The sequence below is a fragment of the Salinimicrobium oceani genome, assembly GCF_012037645.1.
Genome location: NZ_JAAVJR010000001.1, coordinates 736,948 through 762,036 on the forward strand (window position 1 = coordinate 736,948; position 25,089 = coordinate 762,036).

Below are 25,089 nucleotides of genomic sequence, written 5' to 3' on the forward strand. Positions count from 1 at the left end.
GCACCGGTCAATATACTTTCGTCATCGCTAAACTCAAAGCCTGTTGCAGTGTAAGCATATACAGGATCGGCAGCACCGTAAATCTTGCTCTGTCCAGCAGTTGCTACAACTTCAAGTGTTTTTGCAGTAATGGCAAAATCAGCCGAAGTGAAATCGATGGAGTAGTTTGTGCCAGCCGAAAGGTTTCCAACGCCAATAGCATAAGGACTTCCGGCAACGGTTTCTCCAGCTGCGCGGTCAAGCGCACCGGTCAATATACTTTCGTCATCGCTAAACTCAAAGCCTGTTGCAGTGTAAGCATATACAGGATCGGCAGCACCGTAAATCTTGCTCTGTCCAGCAGTTGCTACAACTTCAAGTGTTTTTGCAGTGATGGCAAAATCAGCTGAAACATACGTCACCGTATAGTTATCCTCCTTATTGGTAGCACCTTCCACAATGGTCAGCGTTCCTGTTTTAATCGCATAGTCACCTACTACTTCTCCTCCGTCTCTATCAAGTGCCCCATCAAAAGAATCATCTGGAGCCAGGCCGTCACCGCTAACTGTATAGGCAAACGCAGCCGGGTCATCTTCACCGTAAACTTTTGTTTGACCGGCATTGGCAGTGATGGTAATTGGTCGTTGATTAATAATTAAATCGCCACTCCCACTACTACCTGAATGAGTAGCATCCCCGGAAAAAGTCGCACTAATTCCACTAGCATAGGAAGCTGCATCTATTCCTGATAAGCTAACATTGCTCACAGTAGCTATTCCAGATCGATCAGTCACCGCAGTTCCCACTCCATTACCATTTAAGGAAAAAGAAATTGTTTTTCCAGAAACACCTGTACTATTAGAAGTTAATGTAGCCGAAAGATTAGTTGAACCTCCATAAGTACCTGTAGCAGGTGCTACAGAAAGACTAGCGGGACTTATAGTATTCACAACTACACTTACTGTACCCGCTTCACTGGTACATCCACCAACAGTAGCAGTTACTGAATAAGTACCTGCAGCAGCTGAAGAAACATTAGATATTGAGGGATTTTGATCGCTTGATAAAAATCCATTTGGACCCGTCCATGAATATGAAGCACCAGGTACAGTAGAAGCAAACAAATCTAATGTTTCACCAGCCAAAATTGGAGCATTACTGGATGCTTCTGGTGCTTCTGGTGACGGCAATACAAAAATCGACGCGGTCGACTGTTGTCTGATAGATCCGGGTGATGAACTAGTTGGACATGATCCATTTATCGTACTAGCTATTCCAGAAAGAGAATAAGTATTAGATTCTGACGGGGTAACATTGACAGAAAACCTTATTTCATCTTGATTTTTTGTACGATCAGGATTTAAAGAATTTAAACAAATGTCTTTACCGGAAAGAGAGATGACCCAGTTTCCTTGTTGAGTTGCATTCACAATTGCAGGATTGGAGAGAGAAAATGAGTTGGGAAAAGAAATTCTGTATGAATTATTATTTCCTCCACCGGAATTTACCTGTTTAACTAAAAATTGCAGATTTTTTGTCTGTCCAAGACATATTTCATGATTTATATTAATTATCCAAGAACCGTCCGTAAAAGTATGCTCCCCCTGATATTTAGACGTCAATCCATCAACAGTTACAGTAAAAGTCACCCCCAGGTGATCCTCAGTAATTGGATATTCAATTCTCCAAGTGCCGTCATCATTCACTCTAGTACCATGATAACCATGGTGATGGAGGTGTGTAGGTTCCTCTTCAATATGTATATCTACAATTGAATCCAAAGTCCAGCCGGTTCCGGAAATGATAGCAGTCTCTCCAGGGGAATAATCCTCCTTGTCAGAGGTTACAGTAGGATTTGGCATCCCTTCCTTAGCATAGCCCAAAGAATCGGCAACAAAATTCGTCTGCCCCACCACCGTTGTTGCCGGCAGCGTAAGCATCATCAGCAACAGCACAAACCGTGTTGCTCCGGTAAATTTGAGTAAAAATTCACGCATATCTATAAGTATTAAAAATGAACACAACTAATAAGATATCCAGGTAGGGAGGATGGATAGCCTGCAGGGGGAATAAAGCGGAAGCTTATTAAATGTTTAACATAAATGTTAAAAACTTATACTTCCGCAGAAGCTAAATAAGGTCATTAGCTGCAGTTGAAAAAGAAGATTCTGAAATAATCTTCCAAAATGAATATTAAGTCGATAAAGTACTCAATACTCTGAAAATAAATGCCTAGGATTTGAAACTTTAAGAAGTAAACTTACAAGAAAATCACTGTAAAAAGTACTTTTTCACACCTCTGAAATGCTAAAACCAGCAGCAGCAGCCGATGAGGATTTTATAATAGTTTTAGAATTCGCTTTCTTTATAGAATCAAGAGTCAAGAGTCAAGAGACAAGACTTTTTACAGTTGCCTGTTGACTTTTTCCTGCTTGCTCACCGAAGCTTTAGCGGAGGAGGGTTCCACTTGTCTGTTTTCCTGTTACGAGGTGCGGGTTTAAAATGTTGCAGGTTTCAGGTTGCAGGCAAGGTGAAGTTCCCTGATTAGTGTTGACAGATCACTAACCACTAATTTCTACTGACAACTAATGACTGTGCACTCCTTACTGAAGAGTTTTGCTCACTCATTTCAATTTATCACGCAAAGCGCGCCGAGGAAACGCAAATGGCGCAGAGAAATAATTTTACTGATCACCCATCACGGACCAATGACCACTACTTCTAACCTCATACTTCTAAAATCTACCTTCGCTAGTCGATCATCGACAGCTGTATCCGCTTCCTCGCCTCATCTACCTCCATCACGGTTACCTGTACGTGTTGATGTAATTTGACCACCGCATTCACATCGCTCACGAACTCGTTCTTTAGCTTTGAGATGTGAACAAGTCCGCTTTCCTTGATGCCAATGTCGACAAAACATCCGAAGTTGGTAATGTTGTTCACGATTCCGGGCAGCTTCATTCCGGCTTTCAGATCTTTAATGGAGGTTACTTTAGGATCGAACTCAAAAACTTTAGCCGACTTCCTGGGATCTACTCCTGGTTTTTTCAGCTCGTTCAAAATGTCCTTAATAGTAGGTAATCCTGTCCCTTCAAAAATGTAGTTTTCGGGAGTAATTTTGGAAATGAGCTCCTGGTTCCCCACCAGTTCCTTCAGCGGCACTTTTAGATCTTTGGCCATTCTTTCCACAAGGGAATAGCTTTCAGGATGGACGGCCGAGTTGTCCAGCGGATTTTCAGAAGCTGGTACTCGTAAGAATCCGGCAGCCTGCTCAAAGGCCTTGGCTCCCAGACGGGGCACCTTCAGCAGCTCCTTTCTTGAGCTGAATTCACCTTTCTCACTTCTGTAGCTAACAATATTTCCGGCTAAAGCAGGGCCAATACCCGACACATAGCTCAGCAATGCTGCACTGGCGGTATTAAGGTTCACTCCTATTCCATTCACACAGCTCTCCACCACCCTGTCCAGTTCGGCCTTAAGCTTTGATTGATCCACATCGTGCTGGTACTGGCCAACTCCGATGGATTTTGGATCGATCTTGACAAGCTCGGCTAATGGATCTGCTAGTCGGCGGCCAATAGAAACAGCGCCTCTAACCGTTACATCGTAATTCGGAAATTCTTCCCGCGCGATCTTCGAAGCCGAATAAACAGAAGCTCCCGCCTCGTTCACCACAAACACCTGCACATCCCTGTCAAAGCGGATATTCTTAATAAGGAATTCAGTTTCCCTGGAGGCTGTTCCATTGCCAATTGCAATGGCTTCAATATGATAAGCATTGACCAAAGATTTTACCTTTTTTGAGGCCATTGCGATCTCCTTTTGCGGCGGATGCGGATAGATCGTCTCATTGTGCTGCAAATCTCCTTTTTCATCGAGACACACCAGTTTGCAGCCCGAGCGGAAGCCGGGATCCAGAGCAAGGATCCTCTTGTTCCCCAGGGGAGGCGCAAGCAACAGTTGTTTGAGGTTATCGGCAAAAACCTGGATCGCACTTTCATCGGCTTTCTCTTTTGCGGCGGCGATGGCCTCGTTGGAAAGTGCGGGGAAAAGCAGTCTTTTATGAGCATCTTCAATGGCGGCCTCTATGTACGGTATACTGGAACTCTGCTCTTTCTTTATAATCACACCCGAAGTGAGTTCAAAAGCCTTTTCCTTATCAACTTCCACCTTGACCCTTACGAAACCTTCATTCTGGGCGCGCAGCATGGCCAGGAGGCGATGACTTGCAATATGCTGTAGTTTCTCTTCCCAGTCAAAATAGATCGTGTACTTCTGGGCAGCTTCCTCTTCGGCTGCTTTTTTCACTACGCTGGAGGTAACTACTGCCCGCAGTTTATAAAGCCGGCGCAGCTTAGTTCGCACCGCCTGGTTCTCATTGATCCATTCGGCAACAATGTCCTTTGCTCCTTCAAGCGCCCTTTCGGCAGTAGGCACTTCGGGAGTGGTAAATTTTTCTGCAGCCGATGTGATATTTGATGAATTCTGTGCCATCAGCATTTTTGCAAGCGGCTCCAGGCCCTGGTCTCTTGCAACATCGGCCTTTGTCTTTCTCTTTTTCTTGTATGGCAAGTAAAGATCCTCAAGCTTTACCAGGTCTTGAACAGCCGTGATCGCTGCCTGCAGCTGGGGCGTAAGCGCATCCTGGTCAGAAATCGCTTTAAGGATCGTCTGTTTTCGCTTCTCAAGTCCCTCATATTCTGCCTTGAATTTTACAATTGCAGCGATCTGTACCTCATCAAGATTTCCCGTTGCTTCTTTACGATATCTTGAAATAAAAGGAATAGTGGCATCTTCATTTAATAAAGAAAGGGTATTGGTGACGCTTTTTTGAGGCAGGCTGCTGCGAGAAGTAATGAAATCTAAAATTGCCATTTTTGAGACTGAAGTTAAACTTCCAAAGATAAACCTCTCAAAGCTTATTGCATAAAAAAAGCCTTCCGAAACCAGTTCGAAAGGCTATATATTAATTCCGAGTGATCTAATTATACCAGCACCACATCATCCACGCGGTTGTACTGGCCGTGCCCTGCCAGGATCTTTCCGTAAAACCTGAGGTCGGCATCACTGTTCCTGAAGGTTTTTCCTAATTTGGAAACCGCTTCTTCAAGGCTAAACTTGTGAACGGTAATTTGAGGATAAAGATCCCTGTTCTCTTGATCTTCAACACCTACTTCTATAGTATTGGTGTTCTTGTCATAGCAAACAAAAGTGGCCTGAAAATTATGCTTGATCAAATCTCCCAAAGCCTTTGGCAATTCATCACAATTTCTGCATTCTTCGATCTGGTACGGTAACAGCCTCTTAAGCTGAGTCTGAATTTGATTTCTACTTTGATATGAGGTCATAACTTTCTGTTTTTCAATTTTTGTTTAAAAATAAACAGGTTCATCATGTGACAAATACACTTTAATTTAGGTTTAACTTAAATAACTGCAATTTTCTAAGCTGCTGTTAATTTTCTAAAAGAAAATTCTGACTTCTGAAAATAAGAAATCCGATGAATTGTAAGAGAACAGCTTTCTTTTTCCTTTTGTACTGCTTCTGAAGTTTGTACCTTGAAAACAAAAATTTCCAAATGCCATCGCTTACCAAGAAGCAGTTCAAAAACGACTTTGTCAATACCTTTGATGGAGACGACAGTGGAGATCGCACTCCTCGTCAAACTCCCGGAATGTTGTACAGTAAAGCGACGCCTACCCCGGTAGCAGCACCACAGCTGCTCGCGTGGTCACAGGAACTGGGGCAGGATCTTGAACTTGAAACGCCTTCCCGGGAGGATGTAAAAGTACTTGCAGGAAATCTGGTTACTCCAGGCATGGAACCTTATGCTGCCTGTTATGCAGGGCATCAGTTCGGGAACTGGGCGGGGCAGTTGGGCGATGGCCGCGCTATAACGCTGGGAGAACTGAGCTCCAAAAATGGCATTTTTGAGCTGCAGTTAAAAGGTGCCGGTCCTACTGCCTATTCAAGACATGCCGATGGGCGTGCCGTTCTGCGATCTTCTGTGCGGGAATATTTGATGAGCGAGGCAATGCATCATCTGGGCGTTCCTACCACCCGGGCGCTGGCCCTTGTTTCTACCGGCGATAAGGTACTTCGGGATATGTTCTACAATGGCAATCCAGGGTATGAACCCGGTGCCATCGTTACGCGTGTAGCTCCTACTTTTCTTCGCTTCGGAAATTTTGAACTTCTTGCTGCCCAACGGGAAAAGGACAAATTACAACAGCTTATCTCCTGGACCATTGATCGATATTACCCGCATCTTAATGGAGAAGATCGTATCCTGGACTGGTTCAGGGAAGTGGTGTCAAAAACCGCATTTTTGATGAGCGAGTGGCAGCGCGTAGGTTTTGTACATGGAGTTATGAATACAGATAATATGTCCATTCTTGGCCTTAGCATTGATTACGGCCCCTTTTCCTTTCTTGATAATTATGACTATAAGTTCACTCCTAATACTACAGACCTTCCCGGCCGCAGGTACGCCTTTGGAAATCAACCCTCCATAGGCTACTGGAACCTGGGGCGGCTCGCCAATGCCATTTCTTTGCTTTTCGAGGATACAAGTCCGTTGGAAACTGCTCTGGAATCTTATGAAAAAACGTTTTGGGACTATTACTACGGAATGATGGGTGGAAAACTCGGCCTTGATACAGTAGGAAAAGAAGAAAAGGAACTTATCTCTCGTTTTGAAAAAGTGCTTTCTGAACTACAGCCAGATATGACGCTCTTCTATCGATCTTTAGCCGATCTTCCTGCTGAAGTTACTTCGGAAGAGATCATGGATCATTTTCAGGATGTGTTTTATAAAAAAATGGATGCCAGCGCCTCTGAAGCTTTTATCAGCCTGATCTCTGACTATTCAAAAATGAGAAAAAACAGCAGTCTTTCCAGCGATGCCGCCAGGGAGATGATGAACAGGCATAATCCCAGGATCATTCTTAGAAACTACCTTTTACACGAGGCCATAGAACAACTGGAAAACGGCAATGACAGTCATTTCAGGAAACTTCAGGAGGCGCTGAAGCAGCCATATGCGGCAACAGGATTTGAAGAGCTGGTTCAGAAGAGACCAGACTGGGCAGAAACAAAGGCAGGTTGCTCCATGCTTTCCTGCAGTTCCTAAATCTTAAAGTTTTTAACCAGAGAAATTCAGGGCGCCACGGGCATCCTCTTTCCTTTCAGACTAAATTTCAGAGTTTTAACAGCCGGATCTTTGTAGGAATTCAGAAAATTTTTAAATTGAATAAAATTTCAGTTGTATAAAAATTGGCAAAACTTTATTGGCAACCCTTAAAAGAAAGTAAAGATGAGCACCGAGAAAAGAAATTCTTCAAAAAAGGAAAAAGCTACCGATTTCGAGATCTGGTCAGACCACTTTATGGTGGTGGCATTTTTTATATTCATGGTATCATTGAGCCTCATGCTTAGCTAAAAATAAAGCTGCAGCTTCTCTGCTGCCATTAAAGCCTGCTTCCCTTCCTTTTCGAACAGCATCATTTTTCGCTGTCACCTCTTATTTGTATTCAGTCATGAGGTGCGTCTGCATTGTGCTGATTTTGAAGCATGGACGTGAAAATTTCCTCCCAATCGACTTTTTACCAAATTTCAAACTCTGAAATCGACTCTTAATTCGGATAAAACCATCCGCTTTCTGACTTTTACGTCAAAACTACTGTTAAACTTACCCGGCGCTCCTGTTGGGTGTTTTCAGACGAAAGACCTCTAAAAATGGATGAATGGCAGGTTTTGGCTCCTTCTCCTCGAAATGCAGCAAATAATTGATTCTCAGTTTTATAAATAAAAATTAAAACAGGGCCTTCTCCCGTTAAAACTTCGCCAATAGGGGTTTTCCCCCATTTACATCACTGTATTTAGCCTCTATTTTTGTTCCTGTTGTTCTTGATCTTTTGATCAAAACTTCACTGCAGATAAACACATCTGCTTTTCCCTGATCAGGATCGTATTTATTAACCATTCATTTTAATTAAAAACAAACATTATGAAGAATTTCAAAACTCTGATGGGCACCTTTGTCCTCTTCGCATTTTTATTCACCTCCTGTAGTAAGGAAGAAAACGTCCCCGCAAACGACACAGAAAAAGCAACATTATCATTTGGAGCTATAGTAAATGATCTTGTAAACAACAGTAACAAGAGCAGCAATAAAGACCATCTGGGCGATTTCCCGGTATGTTCTGATGCTCAGCCTGCTTACGTAATGATCGCACTTTCCCAGGATGGAAATGATGTAGTGGGTAGTATGGAAGCTCCTTTTAGAGTAGATCTTGTACAAGGGCAGATCTTTACCGAAGAAACTCCCGAACTCGAATTAGAACCAGGAGATTATTCTCTTGATCACTTTATGGTCTATGATGCTGCCGGTAATGTGATCTGGATCGCACCAACAGGTGGACCCATGGCAGAATATGTTGACAATCCGCTGCCAATGGACATTAGCCTGGGCGCAGGGGTGAAGAAATATGTTGATGTTTCTGTTCTTTGCTTTGACGACCGCGATGTAAACGAATATGGATACCTGTTCTTTGATATTGACACTAATGAAGCTATTGAGTTCTGTATCTTCGGAAACTTCTGTGACGAAACCGGAAGACACTATACCGCAGAATACAGTGTTGATGTTTGGACTTACTCAAACGGTACTGCAGGAGAGCAGTTGTATAATAACGTAATGAACAGCGTAGAGATGGATGCCAATGGTGATCTTGCCTCTGCTCCAGTGTGTTTTGCACTTCCCGATACAGAAGGTATGGATGAATACTATTTCGAGATCACACTACTTGACGGAGAAGGATACAATGCTTCTGAAAGAATTGTACGCGCCGGAGTTATTACTGATGAAGAAGTAAGAATGTTCTTTGACGGGGATGATAACTTAGATTACTACCACTTTAGAACTGGATGTGATAATGACGATAACGTACCGGTATTCCAGGATCCTGAAGAAGATGCAAATTTCTATAAGGCAGTGATCACTGAGCTTAATGATTCTAATGCAAAAGGACTTGCTTACTTAAAACTTGAAGACAACAGACTATATACTACTGTATTGGCTTCAGGTACAGAAGCAAATATGGTTCACCCGCAACATATCCACGGATTTGAAGACGACAGAAATTCAGTTTGTCCTCCTGCCGATGCAGATACAGATGGGGATGGCCTGATCTCTCTTGAAGAAGGCGGACCATTCTATGGCGGAGTATTACTTTCTTTAGTTGAAGAAGATGGAGACTTCCCTACTGCAAATACCTGGGGTGTTTATACCTATAGCCAGAGCTTTATGTTAGGCGAAGGAGACCTAGTTACTGCAGAAGAAATTGATCCTCTTCAAAACCGCGCAATAGTATTGCATGGAATGACGGTTGATGGTTCTTATGTTGCCACTTTGCCAATCGCATGTGGACAAGTTCAAATGATCGAACCTTTTACCTGGTAAGAGATGAGTTCTACTGCTTCTGAAGTAAAGCTTCAGAGGAAGTTTAAGAAGAAGAGAGGTTGCTTATTAAGCAGCCTCTCTTTTTTATTGGTATTGAAAATCCTTGTTATTTGGAAACCTGGCTGAATTAAGCTGATCTAAAAAAGAAGCCTTACAACTTCAATTTTTCTCTATAATTGGACGAGATATGAATGGCGAAAAAGTCTTTCTCCGGTTAAAACTTTTTATGTAAATTGCGCCACTTTAAAGGCCGCGTAGTTCAACTGGATAGAATATCAGATTTCGGCTCTGAGGGTTGGGGGTTCGAATCCTCCCGCGGTCACTTAAAGCATAAGATCCACACGTGAGTGTGGATTTTTGTGTTTTACGGAAAAGCTGAGCTGGCTCAAGGCTTTGAAGAATTCAAAATTTGAGATCCAAAATTCAAAATTTTCTTACCTCGGGAATTTTGAATATTAAATTTTGAATCCTAAGGGGCGGACTTTCTATTTGCAGGAGTAAATTAGGTGAGGAACACCGCAGGTAATCCTCCCGCGGTCACTTAAAGCAGAAGATCCACACGTGAGTGTGGATTTTTGTGTTTTACGGAAAAGCCGAGCTGGCTCGAAGCTTTGGAGGGGAATGAAAAAGCGCAACGGCGATAGCCGGGGCGGACTTTCTATTTGCAGGAGTAAATTCGGTGAGGAACTCCGAAGGTAATCCTCCCGCGGTCACTTAAAGCAGAAGATCCACACGTGAGTGTGGATTTTTGTGTTTTACGGAAAAGCCGAGCTTGCTCAAGGCTTTGAAGAATTCAAAATTTGAGATCCAAAATTCAAAATTTTCTTACTTCTAGGAATCTTGAATTTTAAATTTTGAATCCTAAGGGGCGGACTTTCTATTTGCAGGAGTAAATTCGGTGAGGAACATCGCAGGGTAATCCTCCCGCGGTCACTTAAAGCAGGAAACCCTTTTTTTTTGAGAAGCCATCCTTCGTCAGGCTGAACTTGTTTCAGCTTCCTTTTTTTAAAATTCCATGGGTTAGGATCCTGAAATAAATTCAGGATGACGGGTTACCGGATTTTGATCCTGAAATAAATTCAGGATGACGAGTTACCTTTTTTGATCCTGAAATGAATTCAAGGATGACGAGTTACGGGACTATGATCCTGAAATAAATTCAGGATGACGGGTTCGGGGTTTTATCCTGAAATGAATTCAGGATGAGGGGTTACCTTTTTTGATCCTGAAATGAATTCAGGATGACGGATTCCAGGTTTGATCTTGATATGAATTCAAGATGACGGGTGACGGGGTTTGATCCTGAAATGAATTCAGGATGACGGGTTACGGGGTTTGATCCTGAAATAAATTCAGGATGACGAATTACGGGTTTGATCCTGAAATAAATTCAGGATGACGGGTTACGGGTTTGATCCTGAAATGAATTCAGGATGACCTGTTGCCAATTCTGATCCTGAAATAAATTCAGGATGACGGGTGACGGGGTTTGATCCTGAAATGAATTCAGGATGACGGGTTACGGGCTGTTATATTTTCCATCAAATATTTCTATCTTGTTACACATTTTAATCAATTTAATTAAAAAATTATGGGCTCTACCAAAACCTCTGCTATTACCAGGAATAACGTGCGAATACTAGGAAAAGGAACTCAGCCCATTCTCTTTTCTCATGGTTATGGTTGTGACCAAACCATGTGGAGACATGTCTACCCTGCTTTCCTTGAAGATTATAAGGTTGTCTTATTCGACCATACCGGGGCAGGAAAATCTGATGAGTCTGAATACAGCTACGACAAGTATAATGTCCTGGATGGTTATGCTGAAGATATGCTGGAAATTTGCGCAGAATTAGGTCTGCAAAATGTCATTATTGTGGCACATTCCGTGAGCTCAATGATTGCCGCCCTGGCTACTATCAAAAAACCGGAAATATTTTCTGCACTAATTATGGTTGGACCCTCCCCAAGATATATTGATGATAAAGATTACAGAGGTGGGTTCAATGAAAAGGATATTGAAGAGCTTATGGAGGCATTAGAAAGTAATTATCTAGGCTGGGCAGCCAGTATAGCTCCGCAGATCATGGGGAATCCTGAAAATCCTGAATTAGGAGAAGAATTGACCAATAGCTTTTGCCAGTCAAATCCTGAAATTGCTAAGCATTTTGCGCGGGTGACTTTTCTTTCAGACAATCGCAAGGATCTACCCGCTGTTAAAGTTCCTACTTTGATCATGCAATGTTCTCAAGATATTATTGCGCCAATAGAAGTTGGGAAATATGTGCACAGGCAAATTCCCGGCAGTACCATGAAGATCTTAGAAGCCACCGGCCATTGTCCTAACCTGAGTGCCCCGGAAGAAACCATTGAGGTAATTAAAGATTATCTTCGCGAAATTCTATAACCATAAAAGAAGCAGAAGTATTGGATTTTCCGGAAGAGTCGGCTGAAGATTTATATAATAACGCCCCGTTTGGGTATGTTTCCTTTCTTCCTGATGGTCAAATAGTGAAGGTGAACAGAACATTTCTGGAGTGGTTCGGACTTTCGGAAGAGGAGGTGGTTTTTAAAAGAAGCATACAAAGCTTCTTTAAGATAGGCGGAAAAATCTACTTCGAAACTCATTTCTTTCCCTTACTCAAAATGCAGGGTTATATCAAGGAGGTTCAATTTGATCTGGTTCAGGATCAAGGTAAAATCCTGCCTGCCCTCATCACCGTCAATAAGCTTGAAAGAGCCAGTTCGAAGACCGTAGTGTACCGGGCCTCTATTGTCGATATTTCTGATAGGAAAAAGTACGAGCAGGTTTTGATAGAACAAAGGAAAAAAGCAGAACAGAATGCCCGTGCAAAAGCTGAATTTCTTTCCACCATCAGCCACGAAATAAGAACTCCTTTGAATGCCATAGTTGGAGTAGGAAATTTGCTGCAGAGCACCCCTTTAGATGAAAAACAAAAGGAATATGCAAGACTGCTGCAATTATCTTCCCACAGTCTCCTGGAATTAGTAAATAATCTGCTTGACCTGAGTAAACTTGAATCAAACAAGACCAGTGTTCAAAGCAAGGAGTTCAATATAAAGGAGCTTCTGGAAGTTTTGTACAACACCTATGCGGTAAAGGCAAAAGAGAAGAGTATTCAACTCGAGACGGCCTTTCCGGAAGAATTACCTGCCTATTTAAACGGTGATCCCATAAAACTGAAACAGGTGCTTACCAATCTCATTGGAAATGCCATCAAATTCACGCGACAAGGGAAGGTGCTTTTAAAGATCAAGGTAAAAAACAGAGATGAAAATTCAATCGTTCTGGATTTTGAAGTGGAGGACACCGGGATTGGAATACCTTCAGATAACCTGGAGAAGATCTTTCAGGAATTTTCCCAGGCGAGCTATGAGGTGAACCTGGAGTTTGGAGGCACCGGATTAGGACTAACCATAAGTCAAAAGCTTCTTCAACTTCAGGGCAGTGAACTTAAGGTAGCAAGTGAAGAGGGAAAAGGTTCCAGGTTTAGTTTTGAGCTTGGATTTGAGATCCCTGCGGTACAACAAAAAAGCTCCAGCCCTTCCACCTTGAAAAAAGACCTTAAGGAATTATCTGGCAAGGTACTGGTGGTAGATGATAATAAAACAAACCTTTACATTATTTCCAAATATCTGGAAGACTGGAAGATTCCGTTTAGTACAGCAAGTTCGGGAGCTAAGGCAATAGCTAAGGCAGAAGAAGAATTCTTTGATGTCATTCTTATGGACCTGCATATGCCACAGATCAACGGATATGAGACATCTGAAGAAATTCTGGCACAAAAAAAAGACAAAACCCCTACCATTATTGCGCTTTCGGCTTCAGGAAGAGGAGATCTGGATGTAAAGTTGAAAAGAGCTGGAATGAGTGCCTATGTTTCCAAACCCTTTCATCCATTGGAACTACAGGAAACCCTGTTGAAATTTCTTCCGAAGAGCTCAAATGGAATAGCCGAGACGGTAACAGAAATTGACGAGCCTGAAGCAGCATTTACATCAGCTAGTGATAGTGAGCGCTCATTTGATCTGTCACGTTTAAACAAGGTAGCAAAGAACAATGCAGAGATATTGAATAAATTGCTTGGCAGCTTCACTAAAAGCATGGAACTATACAAAGACGAATTCTCCATTGCTGCAGAAAAACGTGACGCTGAAAAAATTGCCGATCTTATCCATAAAAATAAAACCACCGTTCATTACCTGCAAGCCGAAAAATTATCTGCTCACATCGATGCATTTCAGGAACAACTCACTAAACCGACTGCTCAAAGGGAGGCTTTAGAACAAAAGAGAAAAACGATCTCAAAAGAATTTGAAACGATCCTTGCAGGATTAAGAGATTCAAAATAGATCTTCCTGTTGTGTCAAAAATGTATTTCTAGACGAGCTTTCATCCTTGTCACGAACTGGAGCAACAATTACTGCTTCAGGAAAAGGCATATCGCAAAATTCATCAGCATTCCATAGAAATAGAAAAGGCCACCTTACGGCAGCCTCTTCCTCCAATTTTCACTGGGGCACTTTACTCTTTTACAAATCTTCCGTCATAAACAGCGCCATCTGCTGTATGAAGTTTCAGAACATAAACCCCGTTGATAAGACCATCTACAGAGATCTGCTCCTCATGTCCTCCTGCAGGGTAGCTGCTCATTTTTAGAAGTTTTCCATTGTAGTTATAGATCGCCAGTTTCCTGATGAGCTTATCTGCAATGTGAACGTTAAGCACGCTTACAACAGGATTAGGAAACATCTCAAATGCTGCAGTCGAATTGTCCTGTGTACCTGTTTCCTGTTGCAGGGTAACCTGCTCCTGTGTATTTGCAGCGGTACCCGTTACAGTAACTTCTTCAAAGCTGGCGACTGTCGAAGTTCCTGTGGTGGCTGAAGTTGCGGCGATTCCCACGTACAGCGTTTCTGAAAGGTTCATTTTCGAACTACCCACTAGTCTCCAGTTGCCGTTCCCGCCGGAAACATAGGAGGAAACATCTTTTCCTTTTCTCACGATCCTGATGTATTCAGGAATGGCGGCCGAGTTTCCACTAGTCATACTAGCCCTGGCGCCCGTGGTTTTCCTATATCTGAAGGTGGAAGTATGGCCAGAAAGCAAACTTCCTGCATTAATACTGGTAAGCGCGAATTCAGCATCTGGATCCAGGCTTTCCCTTATCATTACAGCCGCCTGTGCATTGACGTTGGTGTTTTCCAATCCTGTAACCCTGGCAATAACTTCTGTGTCTCCTGAAATTTTTTGATAGGTAAAATAAAAGTTATCTCCTCTTCCGGAAAGGTCATTTCCCTGGGCAGTAAGTTCAAAATTACCTTCGGAATAGCACAAGGTTCCCGGAATGTTCACTGTGCCAACATCTACAGTCTTCCATGGTTCTGGAACGGCCTCACAGTATTCAAAGTCGGTAACCACACTTAAACTTCCGGAGCCACTGAAGGTTCCGGTATAGGCATGGTATTTATCTTCTGCATTTACATCGGTAAGCACGCCGTTAAGCTGGAAATTCCCCAGATTTTCGTTGGCATCATCGATATTGCTGCTATTCACTTTGATGGGGACCAGATCTGTAGGAACAGCAAATGCTGAAAGCTCTTCATCTGTAAAATAGAGCGTAAGATCATAGGTAGCATCTGCATTAGAGGTGGTAATATTAAAGACTTTTGAAGGCCTTTCTGAAGCAATTCCGGAGAAAGTAACAGCAGCTGTACCGGCTTCAGTAACAGAAAGCGTCACACAACCCAGGTCGGCTGAAGCATTTTCGATTTTCCCTATAAGAGCTTTGTCTGTGTTGCTTAAGAAATAAACTGTGTTCCCAACATTCACTGCAGCTGTTGCCTGCTCATTTGCCTGGGTCTCAATTCCCGCAGGTAATGCGGTTACCTTAACATTGTCTATGGCAAAACTGAACTGGCTACCGGCATTGGTATCGTTGAACCATCTCCAGCCAAGGTAAAAGGACTTTCCATCTAAGGCTTCAAAAATGGCATTATAGCTACCGCTTGCAGTCTCAGTTCCCAATACACCTCCGCCTACAAATTTTTCTACAGGAGTGTAAGTTGTACCATCCAGGGAATAGATGAATTCGCCATAATCAAAGATCACTGCAGGGTCAACGGCATCTGTTTCTCCTCCTGCTTCCCAGTCAAAACTTACCGTTACCTGTGTGGCACCAGCAGCATTGAGAAGTGGAGATCTGAGAATGGTATGAGAGGGAGAGTTTTGATCATAGAAGGGTGTTTCCAAAAGACCATCTGTGATATAAGCTCTTCCGGCCGCAGAAAGATTTCCATTGGCACGCCATTCGTTCACCCCGTCTGCAAGAGAGACCGTAGTCCAGCCAGGAGAAAATCCGGTGCTGGAAAAATCTTCAGCTAATAGTTCAAAAGGTTCAGAACCTGTGCGCGGCACAAAATCATCATCAGCAATGGCATATTCCTGTTTTATCAATTCCCCATTATAGATAAAGGACAGCACGATGGTCTCACTTCCTTCTATCACGGCATCATCATAAACACTCAGGGTGAGTATTTTTGATTCAGTTCCCGTAAAAGTAAATTGGGTTGCAGAAAGTTCAAAATCCTCTCCGTACGTCGCGGTACTTCCTGCTGTACTAATGGAAATACTTGCAGCAGGATCTATTTCCACTCCTTCTATAAGGAGACTATATGTATTTAGGTCTTCACAGCCCGTAACCTCATTGTTCTCTTCGAACAGCTGAACATTTTTGGCGCTAAAGCTTATGGTATTTGGATCTCCTGTCTTGTATGCCTCGCCTACATCAACCGCATGCCAGGCATTGGTCGTCGCCTGCTCTTCGCGCGATGAGATCCCGTAAAGGGTCTGCGCCACAAGAATAGATGCCGCTCTCATTTCTGCAAATTTCGCGTTTGGAGACAGCATGGTTTCAGCCAGGTAAGCGATCTGGGAAGCTTTTTCAAAACCAATTCCTTCTACAGAATAGCTGTTGCCGGCATCTGTGACCTGGTCATCGGCCGATTGCTTCTGAAATCCGGGAGAAAAAGCTTGTCCGCTTCCGCTTACAAGAAAGTAGTACCATTTGTTCAATACGCCACTGTTCGTATGAACCCCGCACTGGTCGTTTGCCAAAGAAGGCGTATCACATTCGGGATCTTTCCAGTTCTCACCCCCATAGGAATCGGGAGCTCCTTCGGCCTTGGGATCATCCATCCAGCGAAGCGCCCGGGAATCTGCATGTCCTGCGGGCAAACCGCCATCGCTCTCATCTATTTGCTCTCCAATCCCCCAGGGATCGTATTCTAAGGAACCATCGATCTCGGTAAGTACATAATATTCGGCTGCAGCTGCCCAGATGTCTGAAAAACCTTCATTCATCGCGCCCGATTCCCGTGCATAAACCAGGTCTGCTGTAAATTCACATACCCCATGCCCTATTTCGTGGGCGCAGACATCCATTGACGTAAGCGGCGCAAAAGAGCCATTTGGATTTGTACCTCCCTGGTAGCTGCCATCACCATAGGTCATTGCAGTTCCATTCCAAAAGGCATTGTCATAGGCATCGCCGTAATGTACATAGTTGAAGATCTTTGTGCCTTTGTTGTCATAGCTTAAGCGGTTGTGCTTCTGCTTCCAGTAATCAAGTACAATCTCTGCCCCCCAGTGAGCATCAAGCGCCACATCATCATTATTCTTTTCGTTAGCTATGGGATAAAAGCTCAGGGTAGAGAATTCATCTTTCCTGTGTTCACTGGCGTTCCACACGTTATCACCAGTTTCAGGATTCAGAAGATCTCCGTCCCCGTCTATAATTGGGCTCGCTAAGGAAGCCAGGGCAGGAATGCTCAACGGCAGACCTCCAATTCCTTCATAGGAGAGCGTTTCATTTTCTACACCACTTGGAGTGACTCCTTTAAGTACATAGTTGCCATTAGCATCTTGCGAAGTGTCAAAACTGCGGGTACCGGCATACCTCGTATCTCCGGTTCCTCCAAGAAAAACAGGAGAAGAATTTGCCTTTTTTGAGACCGCTTCGGCGCTCTTCTTCGCAGTAGCAATGACCTCGCGGGAAGTATGTTTCCCACTGGCATGTTTTATTATGGCATCCTTGAGCAGGATCTCCCCGGTATTTGCATCTACATATACATCATCTCTGGAAAGAGGGGCTGCAGCATAGATGTTGAACTTATAGGCTAACCGAAGGTCAATCGCCTTTGTGGCATAATTGTCAACAAAGACCAGCTCCCCTTTGGGATATACTTCTTCAAGGGCTGCCGTTTTCTCGGGCGAATCCTGAAGCGATTCTACCAGCTCCCAGGCATAAGTTGTAGCGCCAATAAAATCTATGGCCTTTTGAAGCGCACCCGCTTCACTCAATCCTGCTGAAGAAGAGATCGAAGCAGGAAGCGCATAGTATTCGGCAGTTAAAGCCTGCACATTTCCGTTTTTACTTATAGCTTTAAAAACGCCATGCTCTACTTTTATTCCGTTTGTGTACTGCTGAAATTTGTAGACCTCCAGGCCATTTGTGGCAAGGGAGCTTTCATTTACAAAAGAGGTTTCCTGCCCGGTACCAAGGACTTCAGCGAGAAAGGCCGGAACTTCATTCACCTGCAGAGGATCCTTCTGATCAAGTTTTATCAGGGAAGGAGTACCCCTGGAGGCGTCCATGCTGAATTCGGCAACCTGTGAATTGCTGCTGAGATTTGCTGAAATGGTTTCGGGAGTTGTTTGTGAGTAGGTGACAGTTGCGCAGGTAAAAAAGACACCGAATGCGAAACTTCGAAGTAATAGTTTTTTCATAAATACTTTTTGATAGGGTTAAAGAATAAGGGCTAAATATTTTATGACTGCAGTAAAACCAACAGAAAACATAATTTTTCGCATGAAATACGAACGAATTTTATGATTTTACAAAGCAAAAGTCAAGATACCTGACTGTTTTATAAAAAAATCTAAAACTCAAGTGAAAGCTTCGTTAATTTTTTTTGTACCCTGCTCATTCTGTAGATCGTAGCATGTAAAATGTATACTGTAAAATGTATAGTGTATAGTGTAGACTGTATAGTGTAGAAGGGGCTGTTAATGGTTAATGGTTAATCGTTAATCGTTAATGGTTAATGGTTAATGGTTTATTGTTAATGGTTAATGGTTAATGGTTAATGGTTAATGGTTAATCGTTAATGCTTAATTGTTAATTGTTAATTGTTAATTGTCAACTGAAAACTGCCAACTGCTAACTGCATACTGCAACTTCAAAATGATAATTGGTTATTGTTTATTGTTTATTGAAAACTGCCAACTGCCAACTGCACACTGCCAACTTCAAATGATAATTGTTAATTGCTAATTGCTAATTGTATTTACTAATTGTTTAGTCTTAAATAAAAAAATTCCTACATTTAAGAACTTGTTAACGAGTTAAGGATCGAAGCAACTCCCTACCGGCTTTCATCCCATTTAAAACTAATGCTGTTTTCTGAATGCAAACCAACTCCCCCACCACCCTAGGGAATTACAACATACTTAAACCTCGAAAGGCGCTCAATAAGGCTTTTTTAAAGGTCAAACCCAATCGCTCGCAGATTGAGCAGTTCAAGCAGCATCTTATTCAGTTGCTCGATCGCACCAACGAGACCGAAAGCGAGGAGTTCCACAAGAACCTGGTGACCGAATTCCTGAAGAAGACTTATTACGATCCCAACCATTTTATCAATACCAAAGGCCGCACAGACCTGGTGATCCATAACGGCAACAAGGCCAAAACCAGCGTTGGCGTGATCATTGAAGCCAAAAAGCCTACGAACCGGGCCGAGATGATCAATAAGGAGAAGATCAACTGCAAGGCTTTTCAGGAGCTGGTGCTGTACTATTTAAGGGAGCGCATCACGCACAAGAACCTGGAGGTGAAATATCTTATCGCCACCAATATCAACGAGTGGTTCATCTTTGACGCCAACCTCTTTGAAAAGCAGTTTGCGCAAAACAAGAAATTCGTCGCCCGGTTTACCGATTTTGAAGCGGGCAGACTCGCCGGAAAAACGACCGACTTCTTTTACCGGGAAATAGCCGAACCCTTTATTGCTGAAATGCAGCAGGAAGTGGAGTTCACGTACTTCGACATCCGGAATTATGAAAAACCCCTGCGAAATAACGATCCGAAAGACGATAATAAGCTTATCGCGCTCTTTAAACTGCTTTCTCCGGAACACCTGCTGAAATTGCCCTTTTTGAATGACAGTAACAGCCTGGATAAACGTTTCTATGGCGAACTGCTTCATATCATTGGTTTAACCGAAACCAAACAGGGCGGCAAGAAGATCATCGAACGCCAGAAGGCCGGGCAACGAAATACCGGTTCCTTCCTCGAGAACGCGATCATTCAGCTGGACTCGATGGATAAGATCGGAAGGTTGGAGAATCCGGCGCAGTTTGGGGAGACGCATGAGGAACGGCTTTTTTCCGTAGGCCTGGAGCTCAGCATCACCTGGCTTAACAGGATCTTGTTTCTGAAGCTGCTCGAAGCCCAGTTACTTACCTATCAAAAAGGGGATAAATCCTATGAATTTCTGAACCTGGACAGGATCCACAACTACGACGATCTGAACTCCTTGTTCTTCCAGGTACTGGCGCGGCAACCTTCCGAAAGAAATGAGGACGTAAAAGCCCTTTTTGAGAAGGTACCTTATTTGAACTCTTCGCTTTTTGAGCCTACAGATATTGAGCATGCCACGCTGTTCATAAGCAACCTGCGCGATGACAAGACGCTGCCCATCTACAGCGCCACCGTGCTTAAGGATAAAAAAGGCAAGAAACGCAGTGGCGAACTCAACGCGCTCGAATACCTGTTCGAGTTCCTCAACGCCTACGACTTTAGCAGTGAAGGCGGCGAGACCATACAGGAAGACAACAAGACGCTCATCAACGCCAGCGTGCTGGGGCTTATTTTTGAGAAGATCAACGGCTATAAGGACGGCTCTTTCTTTACGCCCGGCTTTATCACCATGTACATGTGCCGCGAGACCATCAGGAAAGCCGTGGTGCAAAAGTTCAATGAGACCAAAGGCTGGAACTGCAAAGACCTGGACGCGCTCTATGATAAAATAGAAGACCGGCAGGAGGCGAATGAAATGATTAACAGCCTGAAAATCTGTGATCCCGCGGTGGGCAGCGGACATTTCCTGGTTTCGGCGCTTAATGAGATGATCGCCATCAAGAATGATCTCAACATCCTGCAGGATCGCCACGGAAGAAGGCTCAAAGAATATCACGTGGAAGTGGTCAACGACGAACTCATTGTGACCGATGAAGACGGGGAACTTTTTGAATACCATCCCACCCGAAAGGAAAGTCAGCGGGTGCAGGAGGCGCTTTTCCACGAGAAACAGAACATCATCGAAAATTGCCTTTTTGGAGTAGACATCAACCCGAACTCAGTCAAGATCTGTCGCCTGCGGCTGTGGATAGAACTGCTGAAAAACGCATATTATGTATGGCCGAATGGCACCTCCCCCTTCAAAGACTCCGTCAGTTCGAGCCACGCCGTCAGTTCGAGTGTTCCGCCTTCAGGCGGGATGTATCGAGAACAAGGCGGGGCAAGAGAACAAGGTGCCCACCCCGCTCTGGAGACCCTCCCCAACATCGATATCAACATCAAATGTGGCAACTCCCTCATTTCCCGCTTTGACCTGGATGCCGACTTAAGCAAGGCGCTTAAGGACAGCAAATGGAGCATTGACAGCTACCGTGTGGCGGTGGACACTTACCGCAATGCCAACAACAAGGAGCAGAAGCGGGAGATGGAAAAGATCATCCACGACATCAAGAACGATTTTAGGAGCGAGATCTCTCATAATGACCCCAAGGTAAAAAGGCTGGAAAAGATAAAAGGCGAGATCTTTTTAATGGCTAACCAAACCCAGCTGTTTGAGCAGTCAAAAAAGGAAAAAGCCGCCTGGAACAAAAAGCTGGACAAACTCACCAACGAGAGCAAAAAACTGGAAGCCCAGATCCAGGAGATCAAAGACAACAAGATCTATGAAAATGCTTTTGAGTGGCGCTTTGAATTCCCGGAAGTGCTGGATGACAATGGGGATTATGTGGGCTTTGATGTAGTGATTGGGAATCCGCCTTATGTACAAATGAATGACAGTTGCTTTTCCAAGTATGAAACTTCAGGATGCGGAGACCTTTACGCATATTTCTTTGAAAAAGGAGTGCAGATTTTAAAAAAGAGAGGATTTCATGCTTTTATTACCCCAAGCCTTTTCATTAAAGGAATGAGATATGAAACCTTGAGAAATTTTCTTTTAAATAATGTCGATATAATGGAAATAGTCGACAAGGGAGACAACATTTTTGATGGTGTCCAAATGCCTACTGCCATTACAATTTTATGGAAAAGCATCAATTTAAACCAAAGTTGGCAAAATTTTATACCGGGCGGAAAAGTCCTGAAAAAAATTAGCACGGATTCAATTCTACTTGAAGATGTTGCCCAACTAATACGAGGACTAGAAATTGGAAAGGATAAGATTTCAAAAGAGAACGGTGATATTGAATTTCTTACCGGTGAAGATGTCATGCGCTACGGAGTAAAACGCAAAAGTTTTATTTCAAAAGAAATATTCGAAGAATATAAAAAAGATGATTTCTTTTTCACTGGAGAACGAGTTCTAATAAGAGAAACAGGTAGTCGAATAACAACTCTTTTCCTAAGTGATAATAAAACTCACCAGAATAGAAGCTTGTACTCCATCAAAATCGAAGATAAGGTTGGAATCCATCCTTTATTTCTTCTAGGAATTCTAAATTCTAAGGTCATTCAATTTTACTATTCAAATACTTTTGCAGCTAATACGGACGTCTTCCCTAAAATTAGAATTGGACAAGTCAAAAAACTCCCGTTAAAACAAATTCTTCCAGCCGAGCAAGAAGGAGTAAAAATACGAGTGGAAGAAATTGTGAGACTTAAAAAAGAAAACCCCGCCGCCGACACCTCTTCTTTGGAAGCAGAAATTGATAAGTTAGTTTATGAACTTTATGGGTTGACGGAGGAGGAGATTGGGATTATTGAAAACTCTATTAAGTAACGAGATGGAGGGAGATTCGCGAATTTCAAAAGGGAATAGAATAGAGGAGCAAACCGATCGGCTGGTTTATGAGTTGTATGGGTTGAAGGAGGAGGAGATTGGGATTGTTGAAAACTCAATTAAGTAATAGGATGGAGGGAGATTTGTCAGACAGCACCGAATCGGTGTCCACTAAGGAAAGGTAATTTATTAATAAAATTTATAATTAATAATGAGTAATTTTTATCATATTGGAAATCCTAAATCCATAAAGGATTTAGATGTTCCTTCACTTAAACTGAAAAGCATTGATCGGATAAATATTCCAATTTTAGTTATTGATGACAATGAATTTGAATACTTACAACATTTAAGAAATCACCGGTTTGATATCACCTATTTTCCTGATATTCCTTCTATTGAAAGCACTAAGGAGTACGAGATAATTCTTTGTGATATTAATGGTGTTGGGAAAAAATTAAATAGTAAATACGAGGGTGCTCATGTCATCTCTGAAATCCACAAGAAGTATCCTTTTAAGACTATAATTGCCTATACGGGTCATACTCACGATCCATCTTATAATAGATTTTTCCGCTTAGCCGACTACACGTACAAAAAAGACATCGACGGAGATGAATGGGTAGATAAATTAGACCAAGCGATTGACTTGACCACGAACCCTCAAAAAAAATGGACCAAGTTGCGTGATTTTCTCATCAAAAATAATGTAACACTTTTTGAAATTGTAAAGTTAGAGAATGAATATGTAAAGGAGATTCTAAAGGGGAATGACCTTTCGAATTTTCCAAGTAAAAAATTAAGTAATGAAATTAATCCTGATGTAAGAGCTGTAATTCAGTCTTTTACTGGAAGTATAGTTTTTAAATTAATTTTTGGATGATAAGAATAAATAGTCTTCCTCAAATCGAAAAATTAGATAAGAAACCGATAGATGGGGTTTATGAAAAAAAGTTTGACTTCTGTGAAAAAAATTACAATCACAAGTGTATGGGTCACTATAAATCAATTAGCAAACAAAATGGATTTCACGTTTGTCCCTACGGCTTCACAAGTTTTGTCACCGAAATAAATGGAAAATCAACAACTTATACTTCCATTGGGGTTAAGGGTAATTTCGAGAGAAAACTTTTACGAAAAAATAAAAATAAAAAGGACGATAAAAGACTTTTTTCGGAAGGGGAAGTCCGAAAAATTATTGACTGGGAATCCAATGTAGATGCTAATTTTAATGCCAAAACAAACATTCTACGAGATTATGATAAAAGCGTCAAAGTAGTTTCTCAGAAAAAGGAGGTATTGGATGATACACTACATGAACTCCGAAAATTAAATAACATTCTTAAAAAACAGGCTTTTTCATTAAAGACAGAACTGGAAAAGGAAAATTTCGAATTTCCGGAAATATTGATGAGGAGCAAGAACATTTCTTCCACAACGCAACTTGTCTCTGCTCGGCTAAACGCATATGACTTTACTTTAAATCCTGAAATAGTAGAAACCAATCCTCCTTCAAGAATAAGTTTATATCGAAAATTTGAAAAAGCCAGATATTGTTTAGAGGTTGTGACGAAAGAATTAGGTATAAATATAACCTTTCAAGGTACGTCCCGTGCTTTGAATAACTGTTATGAAATAATTGATGTTCTACCGTTTATACTTTTTGAGAATGCAATAAAATTCAGTTATAAGAAGAGTCAAATTTTTTGTGAATTTACAGAGTCTGATGGCAAGCTTGAAAAAATAATTGTAAAAAATAGGGCTCTAATACCTAAAGAAAGAGACTTAAAAGAGCTAAAAAAGAAACATATTAGAAGCAAAAATATTGAAGATATTGCTGGGAGTGGTAAGGGTCTTTACATAGCTTCCTTAATTTGTGACTATCACAATATTGATTTAGAAATAAAAACAGAATTTACGGGAACTGTAGAAGGCAAAGATTTGGGAAATTTCATAGTAATCTTGAATGTTTCGGAAGCAACTATAGATTAACCCGGCTTATGGCATTAGGAAACGAAGAAAGGAAACTACTCTCAAGCTTCTGGGAAAAAAATCAGAAGTTAATTTTGGCCTCACTCTATGCCATTAGCTCAGATCCGGAACAAGAAAAAGATACCAGAGATAGTATTCGTGAAGCTTTAGACAGTTTATCATCTGATAAAGATCGAAGTACTTTCAATATCAAATACAACGGGGAGGTTTTTAGCCGAAATTTCAAGAAATCTGATATCGGTCTCCAGACGATCAATTTACTAGAGGAAAAGAATCTAATCAATGATGATATTATTGAATTTCTAATAGAAGACAGGAGCTGTAGTTTTTTTCTGTTGAAGAAAAAAGAAGACTTTACAGAAACAGAAATTAAGTATAGAAAATACAGGACAAATGATGCGCCTGAACTTATCTACAAGGGAGAAGAATTTTACGTTGCAGGAAATTGGGAATTAGGAAATATTCACAGACTCATAAATAAATTCACAGAGAAGTTTCCAGGCCTTGAATATGAAACCAACTAAAGTAGCTGTAACTTAAATAATTAAACATTT

The 25,089-nt window shown here is 42.1% G+C and carries 14 protein-coding genes and 1 tRNA gene; 10 read left to right on the top strand and 5 right to left on the bottom strand.

Going from position 1 to position 25,089, the window contains the following annotated elements; genetic code table 11:
- The 3 genes from HC175_RS03330 to HC175_RS03340 all read right to left on the bottom strand — a co-directional run.
- Positions 1-1,976, bottom strand: a 1,976-nt coding sequence (locus HC175_RS03330; RefSeq protein WP_317172072.1) for an MBG domain-containing protein, incomplete at its 3' end; no start/stop codon positions are given.
- Between the two features lie 754 nt (positions 1,977-2,730).
- Positions 2,731-4,857, bottom strand: coding sequence for a Tex family protein (locus tag HC175_RS03335; protein ID WP_168137066.1), 2,127 nt, complete (start codon positions 4,855-4,857; stop codon positions 2,731-2,733).
- Positions 4,858-4,967: 110 nt separating this feature from the next.
- The gene (locus HC175_RS03340; protein ID WP_168137067.1) at positions 4,968-5,330 is read right to left on the bottom strand and encodes a hypothetical protein; all 363 of its coding nucleotides are present in this window, start codon (positions 5,328-5,330) and stop codon (positions 4,968-4,970) included.
- Between the two features lie 230 nt (positions 5,331-5,560).
- Here HC175_RS03340 and HC175_RS03345 point away from each other — a divergent pair, with 230 nt between their 5' ends.
- Together HC175_RS03345 and HC175_RS24595 are read left to right on the top strand one after the other, a co-directional pair.
- A complete protein-coding gene (locus HC175_RS03345) occupies positions 5,561-7,114 on the top strand; it encodes a protein adenylyltransferase SelO (protein ID WP_168137068.1) in 1,554 nt (517 codons plus the stop codon).
- A gap of 183 nt (positions 7,115-7,297) precedes the next feature.
- Complete coding sequence (locus tag HC175_RS24595) at positions 7,298-7,423, top strand: hypothetical protein (RefSeq protein WP_262887214.1); 126 nt, start codon at positions 7,298-7,300, stop codon at positions 7,421-7,423.
- A gap of 393 nt (positions 7,424-7,816) precedes the next feature.
- On the opposite strand, the gene HC175_RS03355 is transcribed toward HC175_RS24595, so the two are convergent.
- On the bottom strand, positions 7,817-7,966 hold the full coding sequence (locus HC175_RS03355; RefSeq protein WP_168137070.1) for a hypothetical protein: 150 nt from the start codon (positions 7,964-7,966) through the stop codon (positions 7,817-7,819).
- Positions 7,967-7,990: 24 nt separating this feature from the next.
- On the opposite strand from HC175_RS03355, the gene HC175_RS03360 reads away from it, so the two are divergent.
- The 4 genes from HC175_RS03360 (at position 7,991) to HC175_RS03375 (ending at position 13,819) form a co-directional block, all read left to right on the top strand.
- Positions 7,991-9,445 carry a hypothetical protein gene (locus HC175_RS03360; protein WP_168137071.1) on the top strand — a complete coding sequence of 485 codons (1,455 nt, stop codon included), beginning with the start codon at positions 7,991-7,993 and terminating at the stop codon, positions 9,443-9,445.
- A 248-nt stretch (positions 9,446-9,693) separates the two neighbouring features.
- Positions 9,694-9,767: transfer RNA gene (locus tag HC175_RS03365), tRNA-Arg, on the top strand.
- A gap of 1,269 nt (positions 9,768-11,036) precedes the next feature.
- A complete protein-coding gene (locus HC175_RS03370) occupies positions 11,037-11,852 on the top strand; it encodes an alpha/beta fold hydrolase (RefSeq protein WP_168137072.1) in 816 nt (271 codons plus the stop codon).
- Between the two features lie 20 nt (positions 11,853-11,872).
- Positions 11,873-13,819, top strand: coding sequence for a PAS domain-containing hybrid sensor histidine kinase/response regulator (locus HC175_RS03375; protein WP_168137073.1), 1,947 nt, complete (start codon positions 11,873-11,875; stop codon positions 13,817-13,819).
- Positions 13,820-13,991: 172 nt separating this feature from the next.
- Here the strand turns inward: HC175_RS03375 and HC175_RS03380 are convergent, their stop codons facing one another.
- Positions 13,992-18,254, bottom strand: a complete 4,263-nt coding sequence (locus tag HC175_RS03380; protein WP_168137074.1) for a M4 family metallopeptidase — start codon at positions 18,252-18,254, stop codon at positions 13,992-13,994.
- 680 nt (positions 18,255-18,934) lie between these two features.
- On the opposite strand from HC175_RS03380, the gene HC175_RS03385 reads away from it, so the two are divergent.
- From HC175_RS03385 to HC175_RS03400, 4 genes are all read left to right on the top strand, one after another.
- Positions 18,935-22,543: a DUF7149 domain-containing protein gene (locus HC175_RS03385; RefSeq protein ID WP_168137075.1), complete on the top strand. Its 3,609-nt coding sequence runs from the start codon at positions 18,935-18,937 to the stop codon at positions 22,541-22,543.
- A gap of 211 nt (positions 22,544-22,754) precedes the next feature.
- Positions 22,755-23,426 carry a DNA-binding transcriptional response regulator gene (locus HC175_RS03390; RefSeq protein ID WP_168137076.1) on the top strand — a complete coding sequence of 224 codons (672 nt, stop codon included), beginning with the start codon at positions 22,755-22,757 and terminating at the stop codon, positions 23,424-23,426.
- Complete coding sequence (locus HC175_RS03395) at positions 23,423-24,535, top strand: ATP-binding protein (RefSeq protein ID WP_168137077.1); 1,113 nt, start codon at positions 23,423-23,425, stop codon at positions 24,533-24,535. Before HC175_RS03390 ends, HC175_RS03395 begins: the two co-directional genes overlap by 4 nt.
- A 74-nt stretch (positions 24,536-24,609) precedes the next feature.
- On the top strand, positions 24,610-25,059 hold the full coding sequence (locus tag HC175_RS03400) for a hypothetical protein (RefSeq protein ID WP_168137078.1): 450 nt from the start codon (positions 24,610-24,612) through the stop codon (positions 25,057-25,059).
- Positions 25,060-25,089: the final 30 nt, after the last annotated feature.

Excerpts from the sequence above, each read along its gene's own strand:
- HC175_RS03385 (WP_168137075.1), top strand. The coding sequence starts at position 18,935 with ATGCAAACCAACTCCCCCACCACCCTAGGGAATTACAACATACTTAAA.
- HC175_RS03380 (WP_168137074.1), bottom strand. The coding sequence starts at position 18,254 with ATGAAAAAACTATTACTTCGAAGTTTCGCATTCGGTGTCTTTTTTACC.
- HC175_RS03345 (WP_168137068.1), top strand. The coding sequence starts at position 5,561 with ATGCCATCGCTTACCAAGAAGCAGTTCAAAAACGACTTTGTCAATACC.
- HC175_RS03395 (WP_168137077.1), top strand. The coding sequence starts at position 23,423 with ATGATAAGAATAAATAGTCTTCCTCAAATCGAAAAATTAGATAAGAAA.
- HC175_RS03335 (WP_168137066.1), bottom strand. The coding sequence starts at position 4,857 with ATGGCAATTTTAGATTTCATTACTTCTCGCAGCAGCCTGCCTCAAAAA.
- HC175_RS03360 (WP_168137071.1), top strand. The coding sequence starts at position 7,991 with ATGAAGAATTTCAAAACTCTGATGGGCACCTTTGTCCTCTTCGCATTT.
- HC175_RS03355 (WP_168137070.1), bottom strand. The coding sequence starts at position 7,966 with ATGGTTAATAAATACGATCCTGATCAGGGAAAAGCAGATGTGTTTATC.
- HC175_RS24595 (WP_262887214.1), top strand. The coding sequence starts at position 7,298 with ATGAGCACCGAGAAAAGAAATTCTTCAAAAAAGGAAAAAGCTACCGAT.
- HC175_RS03370 (WP_168137072.1), top strand. The coding sequence starts at position 11,037 with ATGGGCTCTACCAAAACCTCTGCTATTACCAGGAATAACGTGCGAATA.
- HC175_RS03340 (WP_168137067.1), bottom strand. The coding sequence starts at position 5,330 with ATGACCTCATATCAAAGTAGAAATCAAATTCAGACTCAGCTTAAGAGG.
- HC175_RS03390 (WP_168137076.1), top strand. The coding sequence starts at position 22,755 with ATGAGTAATTTTTATCATATTGGAAATCCTAAATCCATAAAGGATTTA.